General features: G+C 72.1%; 21 protein-coding genes. 7 read left to right on the forward strand and 14 right to left on the reverse strand.

The features are described 5' to 3' along the window. The first annotated feature begins 111 nt into the window (after positions 1–111). Positions 112–432, forward strand: a complete 321-nt coding sequence (locus tag AOQ37_RS40330) for a hypothetical protein (protein ID WP_159401305.1) — start codon at positions 112–114, stop codon at positions 430–432. 461 nt (positions 433–893) lie between these two features. On the opposite strand, the gene AOQ37_RS40775 is transcribed toward AOQ37_RS40330, so the two are convergent. Both AOQ37_RS40775 and AOQ37_RS05305 read right to left on the reverse strand, forming a co-directional pair. Continuing rightward, the gene (locus tag AOQ37_RS40775; protein ID WP_167532579.1) at positions 894–1,067 is read right to left on the reverse strand and encodes a hypothetical protein; all 174 of its coding nucleotides are present in this window, start codon (positions 1,065–1,067) and stop codon (positions 894–896) included. 306 nt (positions 1,068–1,373) lie between these two features. Beyond that, positions 1,374–1,961: a flavodoxin family protein gene (locus tag AOQ37_RS05305; protein WP_062641748.1), complete on the reverse strand. Its 588-nt coding sequence runs from the start codon at positions 1,959–1,961 to the stop codon at positions 1,374–1,376. A gap of 107 nt (positions 1,962–2,068) precedes the next feature. Here AOQ37_RS05305 and AOQ37_RS05310 point away from each other — a divergent pair, with 107 nt between their 5' ends. Next, complete coding sequence (locus AOQ37_RS05310; protein ID WP_062641750.1) at positions 2,069–2,470, forward strand: winged helix-turn-helix transcriptional regulator; 402 nt, start codon at positions 2,069–2,071, stop codon at positions 2,468–2,470. Here AOQ37_RS05310 and mutM read toward each other — a convergent pair. The 8 genes from mutM to recG form a co-directional block, all read right to left on the reverse strand. Continuing rightward, complete coding sequence (gene mutM, locus AOQ37_RS05315) at positions 2,443–3,303, reverse strand: bifunctional DNA-formamidopyrimidine glycosylase/DNA-(apurinic or apyrimidinic site) lyase (protein ID WP_062641752.1); 861 nt, start codon at positions 3,301–3,303, stop codon at positions 2,443–2,445. The genes AOQ37_RS05310 and mutM overlap by 28 nt on opposite strands. 106 nt (positions 3,304–3,409) lie before the next feature. After that, on the reverse strand, positions 3,410–4,216 hold the full coding sequence (gene rnc / locus AOQ37_RS05320) for a ribonuclease III (protein ID WP_062641754.1): 807 nt from the start codon (positions 4,214–4,216) through the stop codon (positions 3,410–3,412). A 19-nt stretch (positions 4,217–4,235) separates the two neighbouring features. Then, positions 4,236–4,409 carry a 50S ribosomal protein L32 gene (gene rpmF, locus AOQ37_RS05325; RefSeq protein WP_003951102.1) on the reverse strand — a complete coding sequence of 58 codons (174 nt, stop codon included), beginning with the start codon at positions 4,407–4,409 and terminating at the stop codon, positions 4,236–4,238. A 2-nt stretch (positions 4,410–4,411) separates the two neighbouring features. After that, the gene (locus AOQ37_RS05330) at positions 4,412–5,065 is read right to left on the reverse strand and encodes a YceD family protein (RefSeq protein WP_062641756.1); all 654 of its coding nucleotides are present in this window, start codon (positions 5,063–5,065) and stop codon (positions 4,412–4,414) included. A gap of 177 nt (positions 5,066–5,242) precedes the next feature. Continuing rightward, positions 5,243–6,349, reverse strand: a complete 1,107-nt coding sequence (locus tag AOQ37_RS05335) for a F0F1 ATP synthase subunit B (RefSeq protein WP_062641758.1) — start codon at positions 6,347–6,349, stop codon at positions 5,243–5,245. A gap of 110 nt (positions 6,350–6,459) precedes the next feature. Next, a complete protein-coding gene (gene coaD, locus AOQ37_RS05340; RefSeq protein ID WP_062641760.1) occupies positions 6,460–6,939 on the reverse strand; it encodes a pantetheine-phosphate adenylyltransferase in 480 nt (159 codons plus the stop codon). Between the two features lie 26 nt (positions 6,940–6,965). Next, positions 6,966–7,550 (reverse strand): 16S rRNA (guanine(966)-N(2))-methyltransferase RsmD, encoded by a 585-nt coding sequence (rsmD, locus tag AOQ37_RS05345; RefSeq protein ID WP_062641762.1) that lies wholly within the window; start codon positions 7,548–7,550, stop codon positions 6,966–6,968. Positions 7,551–7,670: 120 nt separating this feature from the next. Next, positions 7,671–9,893 carry an ATP-dependent DNA helicase RecG gene (gene recG, locus AOQ37_RS05350; RefSeq protein ID WP_062641764.1) on the reverse strand — a complete coding sequence of 741 codons (2,223 nt, stop codon included), beginning with the start codon at positions 9,891–9,893 and terminating at the stop codon, positions 7,671–7,673. A 167-nt stretch (positions 9,894–10,060) separates the two neighbouring features. Between recG and AOQ37_RS05355 the strand changes: the two genes are divergently transcribed. Together AOQ37_RS05355 and AOQ37_RS05360 are read left to right on the forward strand one after the other, a co-directional pair. Beyond that, complete coding sequence (locus AOQ37_RS05355; protein ID WP_062641765.1) at positions 10,061–11,917, forward strand: HSP90 family protein; 1,857 nt, start codon at positions 10,061–10,063, stop codon at positions 11,915–11,917. Beyond that, positions 11,917–14,949 (forward strand): tetratricopeptide repeat protein, encoded by a 3,033-nt coding sequence (locus tag AOQ37_RS05360; protein WP_062641766.1) that lies wholly within the window; start codon positions 11,917–11,919, stop codon positions 14,947–14,949. The genes AOQ37_RS05355 and AOQ37_RS05360 overlap by 1 nt, the downstream gene beginning before the upstream one ends. Before the next feature lie 78 nt (positions 14,950–15,027). Here AOQ37_RS05360 and fakA read toward each other — a convergent pair whose 3' ends face one another. Continuing rightward, a complete protein-coding gene (gene fakA / locus AOQ37_RS05365; RefSeq protein WP_062641767.1) occupies positions 15,028–16,761 on the reverse strand; it encodes a fatty acid kinase ATP-binding subunit FakA in 1,734 nt (577 codons plus the stop codon). Between the two features lie 279 nt (positions 16,762–17,040). On the opposite strand from fakA, the gene rpmB reads away from it, so the two are divergent. After that, positions 17,041–17,226: a 50S ribosomal protein L28 gene (gene rpmB, locus AOQ37_RS38400; protein WP_013000438.1), complete on the forward strand. Its 186-nt coding sequence runs from the start codon at positions 17,041–17,043 to the stop codon at positions 17,224–17,226. Between the two features lie 512 nt (positions 17,227–17,738). Here rpmB and thiD read toward each other — a convergent pair. Further along, positions 17,739–18,566, reverse strand: coding sequence for a bifunctional hydroxymethylpyrimidine kinase/phosphomethylpyrimidine kinase (gene thiD / locus AOQ37_RS05375; RefSeq protein ID WP_234436816.1), 828 nt, complete (start codon positions 18,564–18,566; stop codon positions 17,739–17,741). Then, positions 18,563–19,534 (reverse strand): thiamine-phosphate kinase, encoded by a 972-nt coding sequence (locus AOQ37_RS05380; RefSeq protein WP_062641769.1) that lies wholly within the window; start codon positions 19,532–19,534, stop codon positions 18,563–18,565. Before AOQ37_RS05380 ends, thiD begins: the two co-directional genes overlap by 4 nt. 206 nt (positions 19,535–19,740) lie before the next feature. Here AOQ37_RS05380 and AOQ37_RS05385 point away from each other — a divergent pair, with 206 nt between their 5' ends. Both AOQ37_RS05385 and AOQ37_RS05390 read left to right on the forward strand, forming a co-directional pair. After that, positions 19,741–19,974: an Lrp/AsnC family transcriptional regulator gene (locus AOQ37_RS05385; protein ID WP_020128743.1), complete on the forward strand. Its 234-nt coding sequence runs from the start codon at positions 19,741–19,743 to the stop codon at positions 19,972–19,974. Positions 19,975–19,994: 20 nt separating this feature from the next. Next, the gene (locus AOQ37_RS05390) at positions 19,995–20,477 is read left to right on the forward strand and encodes a DUF3515 domain-containing protein (protein ID WP_062641771.1); all 483 of its coding nucleotides are present in this window, start codon (positions 19,995–19,997) and stop codon (positions 20,475–20,477) included. Positions 20,478–20,508: 31 nt separating this feature from the next. Here AOQ37_RS05390 and AOQ37_RS05395 read toward each other — a convergent pair whose 3' ends face one another. Beyond that, the gene (locus AOQ37_RS05395) at positions 20,509–21,666 is read right to left on the reverse strand and encodes a D-alanine--D-alanine ligase family protein (RefSeq protein WP_062641773.1); all 1,158 of its coding nucleotides are present in this window, start codon (positions 21,664–21,666) and stop codon (positions 20,509–20,511) included. Positions 21,667–21,699 lie beyond the last annotated feature (33 nt).

Consider the following 21,699-nt stretch of genomic DNA (forward strand, 5'->3'; position numbering starts at 1 on the left):
ACTGCCCCTGGGCCGTCTCCGGGCCGTCTTCCGCAGAATCAACGTCCTGAAATCACGGGGGAGGACGCGGTGGCAGAGGCTCGACCGGTTGACGACGACACAGTGGCGGCCTTGCTGACCTACTGGGCAGTGCTCGAAATCCGGAGCATGGCCCGCCGCCGTAAGGCCCTGACCACCTGGCCCGACGACGACTACGTTGCGTGCATCGCATGGCTCGCGGATCTGGTGCACAACATCGCAGGAAGCCAGACCCAAGCGCCTCGACGGATCTCCTGGCGCAAGAGGCGCCGCCGTATGAGCTGGACCTGGCGGACCGCGGGCCCGGCCGGACGCACATGGATCCTGGAAACCCTCAAAAAGAACGGCACGGTCTGGACCCCGCCCTCGGACGACCGAGGAGGCAGCACGACCGTCACGGACCGATCTCTGTAGAACGACGGATCAGCCGTGCCCCCGCCGTGCCCGTTGCTCCGGTAAGCGGCGGGGAACCGCGGTGGGTGACGGGCAGCGCACACCAGAACGACCCTTGACCGAGATGCCTGGTCAGGGGCCCTAGGGGCCCTCACCTGCGGTGGGTGTGGGATGTGAATGCACGGTCTGCGAAGTGTCCTCGGAGCAGCAGCAGTGGGATGCGAGCCGACGAAGATCCTCGACGTGGAGCCACAGTGGGGCGCGTCCTCTCGCGCTCTCGGCTTCTGAGTCCGTCGGAATGATCTCGGGCATGGCCGCATGCCTGGCGTGCCGCCTCCGTGCCGGAACCGACGGGAACTCACGGGGAACCGAGGTCCGCAGGGGTGAACTCGCCGGGCTCTGGCCCAGACAGGGAGTCCGCAACGCCTTCGGAGGGCCTGACCACGGTGGTCAGGCCCTCCGTGCGGTACAGCAGCGACCTGTCAGTGCTTGAGGGAGCCTTTGGACCGTTCTTTCGCGCCGCGCATCATGCCCCGTGCTTCGAGAGCGGCGCCTTTTGCTTCGAGGGTTCCTTTGTGCACAGCGTGGGCGGCCTTCCGCACAGTCTTTCCGACCACCTGTTCAGCCTTCGCCTTGGCCCGTTCTCCGGCGCTCATCTCAGTACCTCCGCGAGTGTCACTGGCCGTGTGCCCTTGAAGCAGGCGGCAAAACCAGCGTGGGGGACGTGCCGATCGTGAACGGCCGGTGGCCGGGTGCACCCCGCTCGGGCCGTCTCTGGGCCGTGCGGGGAGGGCTCGATGACGACCAACGCTGACAACCACCGACGGCCAAGTCGCAGGTCGCAGCGCTGACCGAAGGCACGGGCGTAGGTCAGAGACCTGGCTCGTCACGTCTTCGGCTACCAGAGCCCGGGCCGGGCCAGGACCGAGCGGCGGGGCCCGGTCCCGGACCCGCGGAAAGGATCAAGCGGCCTGGGCGCGGCCGGCCAGGAAGGTCTCCGCGGTCTCGGCGACGCGCCGCCCCAGGTGCTCAGCCGTCGCCACGTCGGCCTTGTGGACGGCGTCCGGACCCTCGTCGACGTTGGTCTGCGCGGCCGCGCCCAGGAAGACGCCCAGGCGGTTGAGGTCGTGCTCGGAGGCGGTGCTGCTGTTCCAGCCGGGCAGCAGGCCGAGGTTGACCCAGTGCATGCCGAGCTGCGCGGCGAGGATCTGGAAGAACTGGAGCGTGTGCAGCTTGTCGCCGCTCTTGGAGCCGGAGTTGGTGAACCCGGCGGCCAGCTTGTCCTTCCACGCCTGGGTGGCCCAGCGCGCGGAGGTCGCCTCGGCGAAGGCGTGGAAGGCGCCGGACGCCGTCCCCATGTAGGTCGGCGAGCCGAACACGATCGCGTCCGAGGCGTCGAGCACCGCCCACTGCTCCTCGGTGATCTTGTCGACCTCGATCAGACGCACCTGCGCGCCGACGTCGGCGGCACCGGCCCGGACGGCCTCGGCGAGCACGGCGGTGTGGCCGTAGCCGGAGTGATAAGCGACAGCGATGACGGGCGTGGACATGCAGAACTCCTTGAACAGCGCAGGTCGAAAGCAGTAACCACAGGAAAGCACTAACTTTTCGTTAGTGCAACCTGTCGGGCAGCGCTGCCTTCACGTACGCTTGTCGCATGGACATCACCCAGGAGCGCGCGGAGGACCAGGACCTCCCGTTCAACGTGTTCGCCAAGGCCTGCCCCTCGCGCGGCACGCTGGAGCATGTCACGGGCCGCTGGGGCGGACTCACGCTCGGGGCACTGTACGAGGGCTCGCTGCGCTTCAACGAGCTGCGCCGCCGGGTCGACGGCGTGAGCGAGAAGATGCTGTCCCAGACGCTGCACGCACTGGAGCGCGACGGGCTGGTGCACCGCGAGGCCCAGCCGACCAACCCGCCCCGCGTGGACTACGAACTGACGCCGCTGGGGCGCGAGCTGGCCGAGCGGCTGCTGTCCCTCATCCACTGCGTGGAGGAGCGCATGGACGACGTACTGGCCGCCCGCGAACGCTACGACGGGACGCGCGGCACCCTCTGACACTTCGGGCAGAAATAGCTCGAACGGTTCATCCACGGGCGCCGGACCATCGGCGTGGCACACCGCCTGCACGGCAGCCCTTCACGGCCGTACGCGTCGAGCGAGCGGTCGAAGTAGCCCGACTCGCCGTTGACGTTGACGTACAGGCTGTCGAAACTGGTGCCGCCCACCGCGAGGGCCGCGTTCATCACGTCCCGGACATGGCCCAGGAGTTCGAGCGTGCGGGGGCGGGTGAAGTTCGCGGTCGGCCGGTCGTAGTGCAGCCGGGCGCGCCAGAGCGCCTCGTCCGCGTAGATGTTGCCGACCCCGCTGATCAGCGACTGGTCGAGCAGGGCGCGCTTGATGGTGGTGCGCTTGCGCCGCAGGGCCTGATGGAACGCCTCGTCCTCGAACAGCGGGTCGAGGGGGTCACGGGCGATGTGCGCGATGACGTCCGGCAGTCCGTCGGGCGTGGTGTCGTGCAGCGACAGCCCGCCGAAGGTGCGCTGGTCGACGAAGCGCAGTTCGGTGTCGACCGCGTCCGCGAAGCGCACCCGCACGCGCAGATGCTTCTCGTCGGGGGCCTCGTGCGGCTGGACCAGGAGCTGGCCGCTCATCCCGAGGTGGGCCAGGACCGCCTGACGCGTGTCGGTCAGCGGCAGCCACAGATACTTGCCCCGACGGCTGGGCGTGCCGACGCGATGACCCTTGAGCCGGTGCGCGAAGTCGTCGGAGCCGGCGATGTGACGGCGTACGGCACGCGGGTGCAGCACTTCGGCCTCGGCGACCGTGCGATGGGCGACCCACCGCTCCAGACCGCGTCGGACGACCTCGACCTCGGGCAACTCGGGCATGGGATCCCCCGTACGGAGCGCCCGCCTCCCATCGGAGGGCGGGCGCTCGTCTCGTACCGCTGTTCCACTGTTGCGCGGTTCCGCTGTGCTGCGGTTCCGCCGTTCGTCAGGCGGAGGCGGACTCGGGGTCCGGGCTGCCGTCGGCGGCCGCCACGGCGTTCGCCGTCTTGGCACGCTCGTCCGCCGCGGCCCGGATGGACCGCCAGGCGGACTCGGCGGCCTGCTGCTCCGCCTCCTTCTTGCTGCGGCCGGTGCCGGTGCCGTACGAGACGCCTCCGACGCGGGCAGCAGCAGTGAAGGTCTTCTCGTGATCGGGGCCGGTCTCCGTGACGAGGTACTCGGGGACACCGAGGCCCTCGGTCGCGGTGAGCTCCTGGAGACTGGTCTTCCAGTCCAGGCCGGCACCGAGGTTCGAGGACTTCTCGATCAGCGGGTCGAACAGGCGGTGCACCAGTTCGGAGGCCGCGTCGAGGCCCTGATCGAGATAGACCGCACCGATCACCGCTTCGAGGGTGTCGGCGAGGATGGACGCCTTGTCCCGGCCGCCCGTGCCCTCTTCACCCCGGCCGAGCCGGATGAAGGAACCCAGGTCGAGGCCACGACCGACCTCCGCCAGCGCACGCGAGTTGACCACCGCGGCCCGCAACTTGGCCAGCTGGCCTTCGGGCAGGTCGGGGTGGGTGCGGTACAGCGTGTCCGTGACGACGAGGCCGAGCACGGAGTCCCCGAGGAACTCCAGCCGCTCGTTCGTCGGCAGGCCGCCGTTCTCGTATGCGAAGGAACGGTGGGTCAGCGCACGCACCAGAAGGGCGGACTCGAGCTGATAGCCGAGCCGCCCTTCCAGAAGCGTGTGGGACGAGGCCGTGTTCTCCGCCTTTTTCTTGGCGGTCGTGTCCGCCTTGGCGTCAGACATGAAGCCTCTCACCAGCCGCTCAGACCTCGAGGACCTGGCGCTTGTTGTAGGTGCCGCAAGACGGGCACGCGATGTGCTGCTGCTTGGGCTCGTGGCAGCGCTCGCACGCAACCAGGGTGGGGACCGCAGCCTTCCACTGCGACCGGCGGTGGCGCGTGTTGCTGCGCGACATCTTCCGCTTCGGAACAGCCACGGCTACTTCTCCTGCTTCTCGTTGGCGGGCGCCGGTCGAGGCGCTTCGCCACTCATCTCGTCCTTCTCGCCGTCTTCGAGTGAACCGGCGAGTCCCTGCAATGCCGCCCAACGGATGTCGGTGGCGTCATGGTGGTGGTCCGGGTCGTCCGTGAGCCGGGCTCCGCACTCGGAGCACAGGCCCAGACAGTCGTCCTGGCACACCGGCTGCATCGGCAGTGCGAGCACCACCGCATCACGCAGCACGGGTTCGAGGTCGAACAAACCGTCCTCGATGAAGAGCCTGTCCTCGTCTTCCTCGGCGTCGTCGACCGGCTCCGCTTTGGGGCGGCCCCGGTCGTCGGCGTCAGGGTACGAGAACATCTCCTGGAAGTCCGCTTCGAGCTCCAGCTCCAGCGGCTCCAGACACCTTACGCACTCCCCCTCGGCCTGTGCACGGGCGGTGCCTGTGACGAGCACACCTTCCATGACCGACTCGAGTCGGAGCTCGAGCTCCACCGGGGCGCCTTCCGGCACTCCGATCACTCCCTGGATCCCGAGATCCTGGGGAGCCTCGAACTCGCGGGTCAGACGCTGAAGCGCACCAGGACGCCGGCCCAGCTCGTGCGTATCGAACACGAGAGGCTTGCGGTGGTCGAGGCGGGCGTTCAGGGCCATTCCTGCTTTCGATCTTCTGAGCTCTGGGGACACTGCCCCACGGTTGCGCGGGCAGCTGTGATCGCGGGGCGTATCGAAGACAGCGAAGCGCACACGCGACCGAAGAGACAGGATACTGGAGCATTCGCCCACAGCCCAATCCGGGTGTCTCCCCCGGCCTCCCCGGCCTCCCCGGTGCTACAGGCCGCGCTCCTGCTCATAGGCGCGCAGCTGCTCGGGACTGATCATGCCGGTGTCGAAGAGGCTGGCCTCGTCGAGGGCGTAACCCTGCTGGGCCTGCTGCTGGACCTGCTGGGGCTGCTGCACGGCCTGGTTCGGGTCGTACGGGGTCTGCTGGGTGTCGTAGCCCTGGATGGGGGCCCCTCCCGCCGGAGCGTAGTCGAAGGTGGGGGAGTACGGGTCGGCCTGCTGCTGGTAGCCGTACGCGTCCTGCTGGCCGTAGCCCTGCTGCTGTTGCTGCTGGTAGCCGCCGTAGGGGTCCGCCTGCTGCTGGTAGCCGTACGCCGGCTGCGGTTCCTGCTGGTCGTACGGCTGCTGGACGGGCTGCGCCGCCGCCGCGTCCTGCTCCGCGAGGGCGGTGAGGTCGGCGAGGTAGTCGGCGTCGGAGGAGTGCTGGAAGGTCGTGGCGTCGTCGGCGAGGGCGCCGAGGTCGTCCGTGGCGATGCGGCCGTGCAGCTTCTGGCGGCCGCGGCCGACCGCGTCCAGGGTCTTGGCGAGGACAGCCTCGAAGGCGCCCAGCTTGGTGTCGACGTAGGCGTCGGCGTCGCGGCGCAGGGTCTCGGGGTCGTGGCTGCGCTCGGGGGCGTCCTCGTCCTCGTAGCCGTTCTCGTCGGTGCCGGGTCCGGTGCCAAGGAGCTTCTCGCGGCCGCGGCCGACGGAGCCGAGCGTCTTGGTGAGGACGACCTCGAAGTTCGCGAGCTTGGAGTCGACGTAGTCGTCGGCCTCGGCGCGGACCTCCTCGGCCTCCTTGCGGGCCTCGGCGAGGATGCGGTCCGCCTCGTTCTGCGAGCGGCGGGCGATCTCGGTGTCGGAGATCAGGGAGCCGCGCTCGGCGTGCGCGGTGGAGATGATCCGCTCGGCCTCCTGGCGGGCCTGCTCGACCATCTGCTCACGGCCGCCGATCAGCTCCTCGGCCTGGGCGAGGGAGTCGGGCAGGGCCGCGCGCACCTCTTCCAGCAGGGCGAGCAGGTCCGCGCGGTTGACCACGCACGAGGCCGACATCGGCATCGACCGGGCACTGGAGATCGTGGTGACGATCTCGTCGAGCTTCTTCTGCACGTCCACCGGTTGCTCGCCACTCTCTGCGCTGTGTTGGAGACGGACGGAACGACTGTACGGCCATGCGGTGTCCGGCGGACACCGGGTGACAGGCCGTCAGCGGACCGGTCCCGGGGTCAGTCCTGCCTGAGCCGTCCGGCCAGGGCTTCCAGGACCAGCGGCGGCACCAGGTGGGAGACGTCGCCGCCCCAGGTGGCGACCTCCTTGACCAGGGAGGAGGAGAGGAAGCTGTACGTGGGGTTGGTGGGCACGAACAGCGTCTCGACGCCCGACAGGCCGTTGTTCATCTGGGCCATCTGAAGCTCGTAGTCGAAGTCGCTGACCGCCCGCAGGCCCTTGACGATGGCCGGGATGTCGCGCTGCTTGCAGAAGTCGACGAGGAGGCCGTGGAAGGACTCGACCCGGACGTTGCCGTACTCGGCGGTGACCTGGCGGATGAGGTCGATCCGCTCGTCGATCTCGAACAGGCCCTTCTTGGCCTTGTTGATCATGACCGCGACATAGACCTCGTCATACAGACGAGAGGCACGGGAAATGATGTCGAGGTGTCCGTTGGTGATCGGGTCGAACGACCCGGGACAGACGGCACGGCGCACTTGTGGTCCCTCGCTCTCCAGTCCGGTCATCGCGCGTCTTCGCACGTAGAGGCGGCGCGACCGTACCAAAACGTTCCCTCGCCGTAGCGACGGGACCTGAGCGCCTCGAAGCCGTCCGGCCAGGGGAACTCCCCGCCTCTGGTGCTGCGCTCCACGGTGACGAGGGCATCGGCCGCGAGCCAGCCCCCCGAGCGGAGTGTGAGCAGAATCTCCCGAAGATCGTCGTTCGTGACGGCGTACGGAGGATCGAGGAAGACGAGGTCGTACGGCTCCGTCGGCGATGTCTGGACGATCTGCCGGGCCTTGCCGGCCCGGACCTCGGCGCCGGGCAGACCGAGCGCCTTCACGTTCTCCCGGATGGTGCGGGCCGCCCGCGCGTCGGCCTCGACGAGGAGGGTGTGGCCCGCGCCCCGGGAGAGGGCCTCCAGGCCCACGGCGCCGGAGCCCGCGTACAGATCGAGGACGCGTTCGCCGCCGAGGGGGCCGCCGAGCAGGGCCTGCCAGGTGGAGAAGAGACCCTCGCGCGCGCGGTCGGAGGTGGGGCGGGTGCCGGTGCCTGGCGGGACCGCCAGTCGACGTCCACCGGCGGCGCCGGCGATCACGCGGGTCATCTCGGGTTCCTTGTTCGGGAGCGGATACCCGTCCAGTCTGGCAGGCGAAGCCGCACAGGTGCGCTCCGGCGGGGGCCGGACCGGGCTGCGGCGGCGGCCCGGCGTCCGTGTCGGCCGGCGTCAGCCCTTTTCCAGGTACTGCTCGCGTTCCTCGTCCAGGAGGGCGTCCAGGGCGATGCGCAGGCCGGGGACGGTCTCCAGCTCGGGGTCGGCGGCGACCAGGCGGGCCGCCTCCTCGCGCGCCTCCGCGATGACCTCCTCGTCCTCGATGACCGCGAGGACGCGCAGGCTGGAGCGGGCGCCGGACTGCGCCTGGCCCAGGACATCGCCCTCGCGGCGCTGTTCGAGGTCGATCCGGGAGAGCTCGAAGCCGTCGAGGGTGGCGGCCACGGCGTCGAGGCGTCGGCGGGCCGCGCTCGCCTCGGGCATCTCGGAGACCAGCAGGCACAGCCCGGGCGCCGAGCCGCGGCCCACCCGACCGCGCAGCTGGTGCAGCTGGGAGACGCCGAAGCGGTCGGCGTCCATGATCACCATCGCGGTGGCGTTCGGGACGTTGACGCCGACCTCGATGACGGTCGTGGCGACCAGGACGTCGGTGTCGCCCGCGGCGAAACGGCGCATGACGGCGTCCTTGTCGTCGGGGTGCATGCGGCCGTGCAGGACCTCGACCCCGAGGCCGTGCAGGGGGCCCTTGGCGAGCTGGTCGGCGATGTCCAGGACGGCGAGCGGCGGCCGCTTCTCGGCCTCGTCCTCAGGTGACTTCTTCCTGGCCTTGCCGCCCTTCTTCTCCTCCTCCTCGTCGCCGATGCGCGGGCAGACGACGTACGCCTGATGGCCGTTGCCCACCTCCTCGCGGACCCGCTCCCAGGCGCGCGCCAGGAAGTGCGGCTTGTCGGCGGCCGGGACGACATGGCTGGCGATGGGCGAGCGGCCGGCCGGGAGCTGGTCGAGGACGGAGGTCTCCAGGTCGCCGAAGACGGTCATGGCGACGGTGCGCGGGATGGGCGTGGCCGTCATGACGAGCAGGTGCGGGGGCTGCTTGCCCTTGCCGCGCAGCGCGTCGCGCTGCTCGACGCCGAAGCGGTGCTGTTCGTCGACCACGACCAGGCCCAGGTCGTGGAACCGGACCTTGTCCTCGATCAGCGCGTGGGTGCCGATCACGATGCCGGCCTCTCCGGTGACCAGGTCGAGCAGTGCCTGCCGGCGGGCGGCCGTGCCCATGGACCCGGTCAGCACCACGACCTTGGTGGCCCGCTCGGACCCGCCCAGCATCCCGCCCTCGGCCAGTTCGCCCATCATCTCGACGACGGAGCGGTGGTGCTGCTGGGCGAGGACCTCGGTGGGGGCGAGCAGGGCGGCCTGACCGCCGGCGTCGACCACGGCGAGCATGGCGCGCAGCGCGACCAGGGTCTTGCCCGAGCCGACCTCGCCCTGGAGCAGCCGGTGCATCGGGTGGTCCGTCGCCAGGTCGTCGAAGATCTCCTTCGAGACCTTCTGCTGGCCCTCGGTGAGGGTGAAGGGCAGCCGGGCGTCGAACGAGGTCAGCAGACCGTCGGCGGCGGGCTCGCGCGGGACGGCCGGGAGTTGGGCGTCGGCGTGGCGGCGGCGGGCGAGGGCGACCTGGAGCACGAAGGCCTCGTCCCACTTCAGCCGGGCACGGGCGTCGGCGATGTCCGCCTTGGTGTGGGGGCGGTGGATCTTCAGCAGGGCCTCGGGGAGGGGGACCAGCCCCCGGCCGTCCCGCAGCGCGTCCGGGAGGGGGTCGAGCGCCTCCTGCGCGGCGGGCAGGACGGTCTGGATCGCCTTGCCGATCTTCCAGGACTCCAGTTTCGCCGTCGCGGGGTAGAGCGGGATGAGGGCGCCCGCCCAGGTCTCGACCGATTCCTCGCTGTCGGCCCGCAGCAGTTCGTAGGCCGGATGGGCCAGCTGGAGACGGCGGTTGAAGACCGAGACCTTCCCGGAGAACATCGCGCGCGTGCCCGGCAGCAGATCCTTGTGCGGTTTGTGGACGCCGCTGCCGAAGAAGACCAGCTGGAGGCGGCCGCTGCCGTCGGTGATGGTCACCTCCAGGCGCTGGCCCTTGCCCCGGGGAGCCTTGGCGGAGGCGAAGCTGTGCAGCCGGGCGTCGGCGACCTGGGCGACCACGGTGACGTGTTCGTCCATGGGGAGGTCGGCGAGGTGGGTGAGCTGGCCGCGCTCCTCGTATCTGCGGGGGTAGTGGTGCAGGAGGTCGCCGACGGTGTGCAGGCCGAGGTGCTCGGCCATCACCTTCGCGGTGGCGGGGCCGAGCACTGACTTCAGTGACTGTTCCAGTGGTTCTTTCAGCGCGGGCACGAGATCCATTGCACACCACACCACTGACATTGCCGTATATGTGTCCCGAAACCCCTGGTCAGGCGGCTCGTTCGGGCCCTAGGATGACGCGCTCCGGCCATCATCCGCGGTCACCGCCCCACCGGGACCGCCCGACCCCGCGCCGTGCTCCTCCCCCAGCCCGCGGCGCAGCAGCGATGGACTCCCAGACCTCACCGTCATCCCAGGCACCCCAGCCGCCTCACACGTTCCAGGTCGACCTGCGTGGTCTGGTGGACCTGCTGTCCCATCACCTCTATTCCAGTCCCAAGGTCTATCTGCGCGAGCTGCTCCAGAACGCGGTGGACGCGATCACCGCCCGGCGGGCCGAGGAGCCCGACGCCCCGGCGCGCGTGCGGCTGTTCGCGGCGGACGGCGGACTGCGGGTGGAGGACTCCGGCATCGGGCTGACCGAGGCGGACGTGCACGCCCTGCTGGCGACGATCGGGCGCAGTTCCAAGCGCGCCGAGGGGCTCCAGGACGTGCGTTCGGACTTCCTCGGGCAGTTCGGCATCGGGCTGCTCGCCTGCTTCGTGGTGGCCGAACGGATCCGCGTGGTGAGCCGCAGCGCCCGTACGCCGCACGCGCCGCCCGTGGAGTGGACCGCGCGCGACGACGGCTCCTACACCGTGCGGACCCTGCCCCACGAGGAGCGCCCCGAGCCGGGCACCACCGTGCATCTGGTGGCGCGGGCCGGCGCCGGTGAGTGGCTGGCGGAGCCGCGGGTGCTGGCGCTGGCCCGGGACTTCGGATCGCTGCTGCCGTACGACGTCCGGGTCGGCGAGGAGGCGGTCACCGATCTGCCGGCGCCCTGGGACCGCTCGTACCCCTCTCCCGCCGACCGGCGGGTGGCGCTGGCCCGGCACTGTCACGAGCTGTTCGGGTTCACGCCGTTGGACTCGGTGGAGCTGGACCTGCCGGTGGCGGGGGTGCGCGGGGTGGCGTACGTGCTGCCGTCGGCGGTCAGTCCGGCGCAGCGGGCCGGTCACCGGGTGCATCTCAAGGGGATGCTGCTGACCGAGCGGGGCGAACAGCTGCTGCCCGACTGGGCGTTCTTCGTGCGCTGTGTCCTGGACACCGACAGTCTGCGGCCGACGGCCTCGCGGGAGTCGCTGTACGAGGACGAGACGCTGGCGGCGGTGCGGGAGGCGCTGGGCGAGCGGATCCGGTCCTGGCTGACGGCTCTGGCCGCCGGTGATCCGCAACGGCTGGCGGCCTTCCTCGAGGTGCACCACCTGGGCGTGAAGTCCCTGGCGCGGCACGACGCGGAGATGCTGCGCACGATGCTGCCGTGGCTGCCCTTCGAGACGACCGACGGACGGCTGTCGCTGGAGGAGTTCGCGCAGCGGCACCCGGTGGTGCACTTCACCCGGACCGTGGAGGAGTTCCGGCAGGTCGCGCCCATCGCGTCCGCGCAGGGCATCGGGGTCGTCAACGGCGGTTACACGTACGACGGCGAGCTGGTCGAGGCGCTGCCTTCGGTGCGGCCGGGAACCGTGGTCGCCGAGCTGGACGCGGACACCGTGACCGCCCACCTGGACACCGTCGCCGCGGCCGACGAACCGGCGCTCTCGGGTTTCCTGGCGGCCGCGCGGGCGAAGCTCGACCCGCTGGGCTGTGATGTCGTCCTGCGGGCCTTCCACCCGTTGTCGGTGCCCGCGCTGCACCTCGACGACCGGGGGGCCCGGCACGAGCAGGCCCGCGCGCAGGCCGAGTCGCAGGCCGACGACCTGTGGGCGGGCATCCTGGGCTCGCTGCGCGGGAGCGCCCCGCGCGCGCGTCTGGTGCTCAACCATCTCAATCCGCTGATCCGGCGGATCAGTTCGTTGAACGATCCGGAGCTCATCGGCACCGCCACGGAGTCGTTGTACGGGCAGGCGCTGCTGATGGCGCAGCGCCCGCTGCGGCCCGCGGACTCGGCGCTGCTGAACCGGGCGTTCATGGGCCTCCTGGAATGGGCCACGCACGGGGAGTCGGCGTCCGGGGAGCCGACAGAGGAACAGGGCGGTCACTGATGAGCGAGATCACGGACTTCGACTCCCTCCGCAGGGCGATGGCGGAGAACGGCGAGCAGCCGGAGGGCCCGGCCCGCAACACGCGCGCGGAACAGCTGCTGGTGGAGGCCGAGAGGCTCGGCATCCCGCTCGCCGTGATCGAGGCGCTCGGGCACCAGCTGAAGGTCTACAACTACAGCTCCGAGAAGGCGAAGATGTTCGTCCCCTTCGCGCGGCTGCTGCGTATGTGGGACGAGCGGCCCGAGGACTTCGACGAGTACGAGACGCACTCGCTGCACTGGGTCTTCAAGTGGATGTCGGCCGGCATGCTCGACCAGCCGCACGTGCCGCTGGCATCGGTGGAGAAGTGGCTCGGCGAGATGGAGCACCGCTACCGCCTCGCCGGTCACTCCACGCGCGCGGTGCGCAGCGCCGAGTTCAGCGTGGCCGCGCACGTGGGCGACGTGGAGCGGGCCGAGCGGGCGTACGCCGCGTGGCTGGCCGCGGACCGGGACGCCATGGCCGACTGTCACGCCTGCGAGCTGCACGGTCAGGGCTGGTGGCAGGCGGAACGGGGCCGGGACGCGGAGGCGCTGGCGCTGTGGGCGCCGGTCCTGGAGGGCGAGTACACGTGCGCGCACGAGCCGCACACGGTGCTCGCGTCCTCCCTGCTGCCGTTGCTGCGGCTGAACCGCCTGGAGGAGGCCCGCGCCCATCATCTGCGGGGCTTCCGGCTGGTGCGGTCCATGGAGAGCATGCGGGGCGCCTACGCCGACCACGTCGAGTTCTGCGCGCTGACCGGCAACGAGGCGCGGGGCCTGGAGCTGCTCGCGGAGCGGCCGGCGTACTTCACGGACGAGGGGCAGCCGCAGAGCAGGCTGGAGTTCCTGAACGTGGTGGTGCTGCTCATGGAGCGGCTGTCCGAGCTCGGGCTGGGCGGACAGCCGGTCCCCGGCCCCGCCGGGCGGGAGTGGACGGCCGGGGAACTCGCGGGACACGCGCGCACGCAGGCCCTGGCGCTGGCCGCGCGCTTCGACGAGCGCAACGGCACCTCGTACGTCAGCGAGCGGGCCCGCGCGCGGATGGCGCAGCGTCCCCTGGTGGAGCGGCTGCCCCTGGGGGTGCGGACGACCCGTCCCGCCTCCGCCGCGGCCGGAGCGGGAGCCGGAGCGCCGGTGCCCGAGGCCTCCGTCCCGGCTCAGGACGCGGTCCGTGAGGACGTCGAACCGGATCTGGCGGCCCTGCTCGCCGAGGCCCGGCGGCTGTCCGACACGCTCCAGCCGCATGCCGTCGAGGCGTGGGCGACGGTGGCACGGCTGGCCGAGGAGACGGAGGGTGTCGAGCTGGGGACGCGGGACCGCGCGGAGATCGCCGACCACGAGGCGATAGGTCTCGGCCCCGAGGGTGCCGAAACGTTCGAGCACGCGGCCGAGCTGTACGCGCGGGCGGGCGACCCCGGCGAGGCCCTGGCGGCACGCGCGCGTGCGGCGTACGTCCGGGCGCTGGCCGGCGAGATCGACGAGGCGCTCGCGGCCGTCGCCGAGCCGTACGACCGGGTGCTCGCGCTGTACGCCGACGGCGGCACGGAGGTGCCGCAGGCGGCGGGCGTGCTGATGGGCCGGGCGCGGATCCTGATGCGGCGCGTCCACGAGGCCGAGGGCGCGGTGGTCGACGAGGCGGTCCTGGCCGAGGCGGAGGCGGCGGTGGGAGAGCTGCTGGCGCTCGTCGGCGGGCGGGCGGGCAACGACGTACGGCTCGCCGCCCGGGTCGCCGAAGGGCACGCGATGCTCGCGGAGCTGGCGACCCAGTCGGGGAACCCGGAGGCGGGCGCGGAGCTGTTCGCGCGGGCCGCGGCGGAGTTCGTCGAGACGGGCCTGCCGTGGTTCGCCGTGGAGTACGAGGCCCGGCTGGCCGGTCTCGCCCACCAGTTGGGCGACATGACGGAGGCGGAGCGGGCCCTGCGGGCGGCCCTGGAGCACGGCGGACCGTATCTGGAGGCGATCGGTCGGGCCCAGCTGCACCTCCAGCTCGCCGAGGTCGTCGGGGGCCGGGGAGAGGCCGAGGAGGCCTCGGAGCATGCCTTGGAGGCGGCCCACTGGGCGGACGAGGCGGGCGCGGGCCCCACGCTCGGCGCCTGGGCCCGGCACCAGCTGGGCGGGTTCCTGGTGCGGCAGGGCCGCTGGGCGGAGGCCGCGGAGGTGCTGGAGTCCGCGCTGGCGGAGCTGACCGTCGAAACGCACGGCGACGGCGCGGTCGTCCAGACGCAGTGGTGGCTGGGTGACTGTCTGAGCGAGCTCGGGGAACACCGGGACGCCGCCGAACGCCGGCTCCAGGCCGCCGAGATCGCCCGCGACTGGCCCGAGCAGCACGACCACGCGACCCTCGCCCACCTGGCCGCGGAGTCGCTCGGCCAGGCCGGTCTGCCCACCGAGGCGGACCGGGCCTACGCCCGCGCGGGCGAGCTCTGGCGCGGCCTCGGCAACGTCCACGGACTCGTCCGCTCGCTGCGCGCCCGCGCCTGGCTGGCGTTGCGCACCGAGGACGGGACGGCCGCGGCGCGCGATCTGATGGCGAGTGCCGTGGAGGAGTGCGCGGACGCCTTCGACGGGACGGACGACGACGCGGCGCGTCTGCGGCTCGTCGCCGAACTCGGCCACACCCACCGCCAGTTCGGGGACCTGCTCGCGCGTTCCGCCACCGAGGACGCCGACGACGACTCGATCCGGGCCACCCTGGACGAGGCGCTCTCCCAGATGGGCGAGGCCGTCACGGTGTTCGTCGCCCTGGGCGAGGACGCCGTGCACGCCCGGACCGGCGCGGAGCTGGCCGCGGGCTGGCTGGAGACCGACCTGGGGCGCCCCGCGGCGGCGGCCGCACGCGCGCGTGCGGTGCTGCGGGCCTACGCCGATGCCGAGTACGACGCCGATGACGACGGCGACGCCGAGGCCGCTGCCGAGTTCGGCGGCGGCGAGGACGGGGCCGAGACGGTGCGGGCGCGGCGGGCCGAGGCGGAGCAACTGCTGAACGCGACGGAGGAACAGCGGGACCGTTGAACGACCCCTCCCCCTCCACGCGCCTGCGCTCCCGTGCCCGGGCGCCCCTGCGCCCGCACGCCCGTACGCCGCTCGCCGCTACTCCACGCCGATCAGCACCAACGCGCCCTGCCGTCCTCCCCGGTACACCACCGTGTCCACGGCGAGGTACGCCTCCCGCACCCGGGCCTCCAGGCGCTCGGCGACGCCCTCGGGGGCCTCGTCGCCGAGCACGAGGGTGACGAGTTCGCCGCCCGCCGCCAGCATGCGGTTCAGGACACTCTCGGCGGCGGCGGCGACATCGGAGCCGATGACGGCCACATCGCCGTCGATCAGGCCGAGGACGTCCCCGGCCTGGCAGATGCCGGCCATGGTCCACGACTGGCGCTCGGCGACGGTGACCTCGGCGTAGCGGGTGGCGCCCGCCGCCGAGGTCATGGAGACGACGTCCTCGTCGAAGCGGCGATCCGGCTCGTGCACGGCCAGTGCCGCGATGCCCTGGACGGCGGACCGGGTGGGGATCAGCGCCACCCGGATGCCCTCCGTGCGCGCCTGCTCGGCGGCCGCGGCGGCGGTGTGCCGCAGATCGGCGTCGTTGGGCAGCAGCACGACCTCCCGCGCGTGTGCCCGTCGCACGGCCTCGACCAGCTCCCCGCTGGCGGGCGGCTCTCCGGGGCGCGCGAGCACCGTGGTCGCGCCGGCCTCGGCGTACAGCCCGGCCAGGCCCTCGCCGGGCACCACGGCGACGACCGCCCGCTGGACGCGCTCGCGCGGCGGACGCTCGCTCCCGCGCGTGTGCGCGTCGTCGGCGCCGAAGTGGGTGATGCGGATCCGGTACGGCCGGCCGGCCTCGACGCCCGCCTCCACGGCCGCGCCCGCGTCGTCCACGTGCACATGGACGTTCCACAGGCCGTCGCCGCCGACCACGACCAGCGAGTCGCCCAGGGCGTCCAGCCGCTGCCGCAGCCGCGCCACGGCCGTGTCCCCGGCCTCCAGCAGATAGATCACCTCGAAGGCGGGACCCTCGCCGCCCGCTTCTCCTTCGCTCCCCGCGCCGCCCGGCCCGTCGTCGGCGCAGTCCGCCCCGTGCACGGCCCGCACGCGCGCGTGGGCGGCGGCAGCGGCCGTGGCCGCGGACACGGCGCCGGAGACCGCCGGCACCTCCCCCGTGAACGTCTCCACCAGCGCCGCGAGCACCGCGACCAGCCCCCGGCCGCCCGCGTCCACCACTCCGGCGTGCTCCAGGACGGCCAGCTGGCCCGGGGTCGCGGCGAGCGCCGCGCACGCCCCCCGGTAGGCGGCCCTGGCGACCGTCCCGCAGTCCCCCTCGGCGCCCTCCGCAGCGTCGGCGGCGGCCGAGGCGACCGACAGCACGGTGCCCTCCACGGGGTGGGCGACGGCCTGGCGGGCGGAGTCGGCCGCGTGCCGGAGGGCCAGGCTCAGCCCGTCCCCGTCGGTGTGAGGGGTCTCACCCTCGGCGGTGAGCACCTGGGCCATGCCGCGCAGCAGCTGCGCGAGGATCGTCCCCGAGTTCCCGCGCGCGCCGATGAGCGCGCCGTGCGCCATCGCGCGCGCGGCGTCGGCGAGCGAGGGCGTCCCGGCGGGCGCGGAACCCGCGGCGGCACCGGCCTCGTGCCCGGCGAAGACCGCCTCGACGGCGGTCGCCGCGGACTCGACGGTCAGATACAGGTTGGTGCCGGTGTCCCCGTCCGCGACCGGATAGACGTTGATCGCGTCGATCTCCTCGCGGGCCCGGCCCAGCGCCGTGAGCGCCAGACCGCACCAGGTGCGCACCGCGAGAGCATCGAAGAACGTCTGCGGCACCTGCGCCACCTGCGCCTCCTTGGGCTGCTGGACTGGACGCAGCGTAGACCCCGGGCCGGTGCGCCCGGGAGAGCGGGCCGGACCGGAGCGGGCGGAGGCCGACCGGGGCAGGGGGCAGGGCCCTGAGCAGCCATGGTAGTTTCGTTGCACCGGCGCAGTCGTTGTATGCTGCTCCGGTTGCCCGATCCGCATCGGGCCATCCCCCTGGCAGCGCCACTCGGATCCTAGACCCTGATCCCGGCATGCCGGGATCATCCGTAAGTGCATCTGAAGTCTTTGGAGTGACCCGTGGCTGCCAACTGCGACGTCTGTGGCAAGGGGCCGAGCTTCGGCAACAACATCTCGCACTCGCACCGCCGTACGTCCCGTCGCTGGAACCCGAACATCCAGCGCGTCCGTACCGTGGTCGGCGGGACGCCGAAGCGCGTGAACGCTTGCACCTCGTGCATCAAGGCCGGCAAGGTCTCGCGCTGACGCTCCTCCCCCCACTCCCGACACCGTTCGGGTCGGGGGGAACCCCATCGCGCGCGGCCACTGCTGGTTCGCTGCATAGAGCCGGTCCACCCAGGTGGGCCGGCTTTCTGCTGTGCCCGGGGCCCCGTCGCCCGGCAGGAGACCCCTGCTCGTCCCACCGCTGCGCGACGCCGGCCGTGGCGTCCGCGTGGCGCGCCTGACGGAGGGGGCCTGTACGGCACCGAGCCGCCCGCCGGAGCGGCCGACGCGCTCCGGGTCCCGGATGACCCGGCCGCGCCGCCGTCCGGCCCCGCACGCGGAGATCCAGGCCACTCCCGCCGGCTGTCGGCCGGCGGTCCCGCCCGCCCCGTCGGCCTCCACCGCGTCGAGCGGCTGACCGAGCGGGGGCGGGCCGCCCTCATCGCCCACCGGAACGCCTTCACGCCGGGCCGCGACCACCGGTCGGAGACGGTCTGCGACGGTCGGAGACGGTCGGCGGACAGTTCGGGTCGCCGAGAAGGCCGCGACCGGCATCAGGCTCCGGCAGCGCCCCGGGTGAGATCCCATCCGTGGCCGACGGGACCGATGCCCGCGCCCAGCGCGAAGCCGGCGGCGATCGCCCCGGTGACGTAGCGCTTGGCCGCCGCGACCGCCGCGGGCACGGAGTTCCCCTGGGCCAGTCGCGCGGCGATCGCGGACGCGAGGGTGCAGCCCGTGCCGTGCGTGTGCCGGTTGTCGTACCTCGGCGCCCGCAGCCAGTGCTCCTCGCGGCCGTCGGTCAGCAGGTCGACGGCGGCGCCGGGGAGATGGCCGCCCTTGATGAGCGCCCAGCGCGGCCCGTACGCCAGCACCGCGGCCGCCGCGTCCCGCAACTGTTCCTCCGACTCGACGCGCACGCCCGTCAGTTGGGCCACCTCGTCGAGGTTCGGGGTGGCGACGGTGGCGACCGGCAGCAGCTTCGTCCGGACGGAGTCCAGCGCGGAGGCGGCCAGCAGCGGGTCCCCGTGCTTGGAGACGCCGACCGGGTCGACGACGACGGGAGCGCCGGTGTCCGACAGCAACTCGGCGACGGTCTCTACGAGTTCGGCGGAGGCGAGCATGCCCGTCTTCACCGCCTGGACACCGATGTCGTCGACGACGCTGCGGTACTGGGCGCGCACCGCCTCCACCGGCAGCTCCCAAGCCCCCTGCACACCAAGGGAGTTCTGCGCGGTGACGGCGGTGATCACGCTCATGCCGTGCACGCCGAGCGCGAGCATCGTCTTCAGGTCGGCCTGGATCCCGGCCCCGCCGCCGGAGTCGGAGCCGGCCACGGTCAGCACCCGGGCGGGGGCCCCGGGGACGCTCACACGGGCGGTCACGACTCCAGGCCCCCTTCGCCGAAGTGGTCCCAGCCGCCCTTGCTGGTCCAGGGCGCCCCGTCGACCGTCACCTGGGGCAGGGCGGACGGGTTGAGCACCTCGCCGATCACCTTCCAGCGGGCGGGCAGCTTCACGTCCGGTGGGAAGGTCGCCACGATCGCGTGGTCCTCTCCGCCGGTGAGCACCCACTGGATCGGGTCGACGCCTACGGCCTGCCCGATGTCGTTCATCTGGGTGGGGATGTCGATGGCCCCGGAGCGGATGTCGATCCGGACCTTGCTGGCCTCGGCGATGTGCCCGAGGTCGGCGATGAGCCCGTCGCTGACGTCGCACATCGCCGTCGCGCCGAGCGAGGCGGCGGCGGGACCCGCGTGGTACGGCGGCTCGGGACGGCGGTGGGCCTCGACGAAGGCGCGGGGCGAGCGGAAGCCGCGGGAGAGCACCGCGTACCCGGCGGCGGACCAGCCGAGCCAGCCGGTCACCGCGACGAGGTCGCCGGGCTGGGCGCCGCCCCGGGTGACCGGCTCGTGGTTGCGCAGATCGCCGAGCGCGGTGATCGACACCATGATCGTGTCGCCGCGTACGACGTCACCGCCGACCACCGAGGCGCCGGCCACCTGGCACTCGTCGCGCAGGCCGTCCATCATCTCGGACGGCCAGGTGACCGGCAGTTCGGCGGGCACCACGAGACCGAGCAGCAGGGCCGTCGGCACCGCGCCCATGGCGGCGATGTCGGCGAGGTTCTGCGCGGCGGCCTTGCGGCCCACGTCGTAGGCCGTGGACCAGTCGCGGCGGAAGTGCCGGCCCTCCAGCAGGATGTCGGTGCTGGCCACGACCCGGCGGTCGGGCGCGGCCACCACCGCGGCGTCGTCGCCGGGGCCGACCCGGACCGCGGGGGTGGTGGTGAGACGGGAGGTGAGCTCCCTGATGAGCCCGAACTCCCCGAGCTCACCAACAGTGCCCTTCATTGCCCTTTCGCCCCTTCTTTACCTGTCCGTGCCCGGTCGCGCGTAACCAGTGTCCTCGATACGGTCGAGTCAGCCGTCAACTTCTGTCCTGCCCGTACCCCGGCGCGCGAGCCGTGGTTCCCGCAGGTCTCCCCGCGGCGAGCGGCGACGCGATACCGTGGCGTTCCTTTTCCCCACATGATCCTCGTGGCCGCCCTGGAGGTTCCGTGGTACAGGCGTACATCCTGATCCAGACCGAGGTCGGCAAAGCGTCGACCGTCGCCGAGGAGATCGGCAAAATCCCTGGCGTCGTCCAGGCCGAGGACGTGACGGGACCCTATGACGTGATCGTGCGGGCCCAGGCCGACACGGTGGACGACCTCGGCCGCATGGTGGTCGCCAAGGTCCAGCAGGTGGACGGGATCACCCGAACCCTGACCTGCCCGGTCGTGCATCTGTAGCCCCCGTCTAACCTTGGCCGGTGAACCTTTTGCGTCACCGGCCCATCGGCCTGCCCTCGCTCGCCCTCCTGCTGCTCGCTGCGGGCTGCTCCTCAGCAGACGGTGGCACGTCGGTGGTGGTTCCCAGCCCCTCGGGATCGGTCACCAAGCTGTGCCGAAACCTGGACGAGGCGCTGCCGTCCACCGTGGACGACCTCGACCGCGGGGATCCCTCACCCGCGTCCGCGCTGACCGCGGGCTGGGGGAACCCGGCGATCATACTGCGCTGCGGCGTCGAACGACCCGAGAAGATGAGCGACGAGAACGCGGACGCGGTCGAGGTGGACGGCGTGGGCTGGCTGCTGGAGGAGCAGGACGGCGGCGCGTTCCGGTTCACCACCACCCTGCGCAGGGTGTACGTCGAGGTGACGATCCCGGAGAGCCGCGCGGGGGACGGCGTGGCGCCGCTCGTCGACCTGGCGCCCTCCGTCAAGAAGGCGATCCCCGAAGGGGTCGCCGACTAGCCGACCAGCAGGGTTTCGGTGCGCGACCGGGTCAGCGCAGGCCCGTCGACCTGCGCAGGGCCGCCTGGACGAGGCGGTCCACCAGCTCGGGGTAGCCGATGCCGGTCGCCTGCCACATCTGGGGGTACATCGAGATCGGGGTGAAGCCGGGCATCGTGTTGATCTCGTTGATGACGAACTCGCCGTCGTCCGTGAGGAAGAAGTCCGCCCGGACCAGTCCCTCGCAGGACGCCGCCTCGAAGGCGTCCACCGCCAGCCTGCGGATCTCCGCCGTCTCCTCGTCGGTGAGCGGCGCCGGGACGATCCCCGGGGTCGAGTCGATGTACTTGGCGTCGAAGTCGTAGTACGCGTGCGCGTCCGGCGGCGGGATCTCGGCCGGTACGGAGGCGCGGGGGCCGTCCTCGAACTCCAGGACGCCGCACTCGATCTCGCGGCCCCGCAGCGCCGCCTCGACCAGGATCTTCGGGTCGTGGCGCTGGGCCTCGGCGATCGCCTCGTCCAGCCCGGACAGGTCGTCGACCTTGGTGATGCCGATGGACGAGCCCGCGCGCGCGGGCTTCACGAACAGCGGCCAGCCGTGTTCGCCGGCGAAGTCGACGATCTTCTTGCGGGCGGCGGACTCGTCCTGCGCCCACTCGCGCGGCCGGATCACCACGTACGGGCCGACCTTGAGCCCGAAGGAGGTGAACACCCGCTTCATGTACTCCTTGTCCTGGCCCACGGCCGAGGCGAGCACACCCGCGCCCACGTACGGGACGCCGGAGAGCTCCAGCAGCCCCTGGAGGGTGCCGTCCTCGCCGTACGGGCCGTGCAGGACCGGGAAGACGACGTCGACCTCGCCGAGCGCCTTCGGTACCGATCCCGGCTCGTAGTAGACGACTTCGCGGTTGGCGGGGTCGACGGGGAGCACCACGCCGCCGTCCCGCGACTCGGCGAGTTCGTCCACGTCGGGCGTACGGCGGTCGGTGATCGCCATGCGCTCGGGTGCGTCGGCCGTGAGGAACCAGCGGCCCTCGCGCGTGATGCCGATCGGCAGGACCTCGTACTTGGTCCGGTCGATGGCCCGCAGGACCGCGCCGGCCGTGACCACGGAGATCCCGTGCTCGGAGCTGCGACCGCCGAAGACGACGGCCACCCGCGGCTTGCGGACGGGCTGCTGAGGGCTCTGGGGGAGGTTCTCGGTGCTCATATCGGCATGAGAGTACCCGGTGGTAGGGCCGGG

It is taken from the genome of Streptomyces maremycinicus, assembly GCF_001184025.1.
GTDB lineage: Bacteria > Actinomycetota > Actinomycetes > Streptomycetales > Streptomycetaceae > Streptomyces > Streptomyces maremycinicus.

Coding starts and splice junctions, on each gene's coding strand:
- rsmD (WP_062641762.1), bottom strand. CDS start 7,550: ATGACCCGCGTGATCGCCGGCGCCGCCGGTGGACGTCGACTGGCGGTC.
- AOQ37_RS05360 (WP_062641766.1), top strand. CDS start 11,917: ATGAGCGAGATCACGGACTTCGACTCCCTCCGCAGGGCGATGGCGGAG.
- rnc (WP_062641754.1), bottom strand. CDS start 4,216: ATGTCTGACGCCAAGGCGGACACGACCGCCAAGAAAAAGGCGGAGAAC.
- AOQ37_RS05380 (WP_062641769.1), bottom strand. CDS start 19,534: ATGAAGGGCACTGTTGGTGAGCTCGGGGAGTTCGGGCTCATCAGGGAG.
- AOQ37_RS05330 (WP_062641756.1), bottom strand. CDS start 5,065: ATGGCCCTGAACGCCCGCCTCGACCACCGCAAGCCTCTCGTGTTCGAT.
- AOQ37_RS05395 (WP_062641773.1), bottom strand. CDS start 21,666: ATGAGCACCGAGAACCTCCCCCAGAGCCCTCAGCAGCCCGTCCGCAAG.
- AOQ37_RS40775 (WP_167532579.1), bottom strand. CDS start 1,067: ATGAGCGCCGGAGAACGGGCCAAGGCGAAGGCTGAACAGGTGGTCGGA.
- AOQ37_RS05305 (WP_062641748.1), bottom strand. CDS start 1,961: ATGTCCACGCCCGTCATCGCTGTCGCTTATCACTCCGGCTACGGCCAC.
- recG (WP_062641764.1), bottom strand. CDS start 9,893: ATGGATCTCGTGCCCGCGCTGAAAGAACCACTGGAACAGTCACTGAAG.
- AOQ37_RS05310 (WP_062641750.1), top strand. CDS start 2,069: ATGGACATCACCCAGGAGCGCGCGGAGGACCAGGACCTCCCGTTCAAC.
- mutM (WP_062641752.1), bottom strand. CDS start 3,303: ATGCCCGAGTTGCCCGAGGTCGAGGTCGTCCGACGCGGTCTGGAGCGG.
- AOQ37_RS05355 (WP_062641765.1), top strand. CDS start 10,061: ATGGACTCCCAGACCTCACCGTCATCCCAGGCACCCCAGCCGCCTCAC.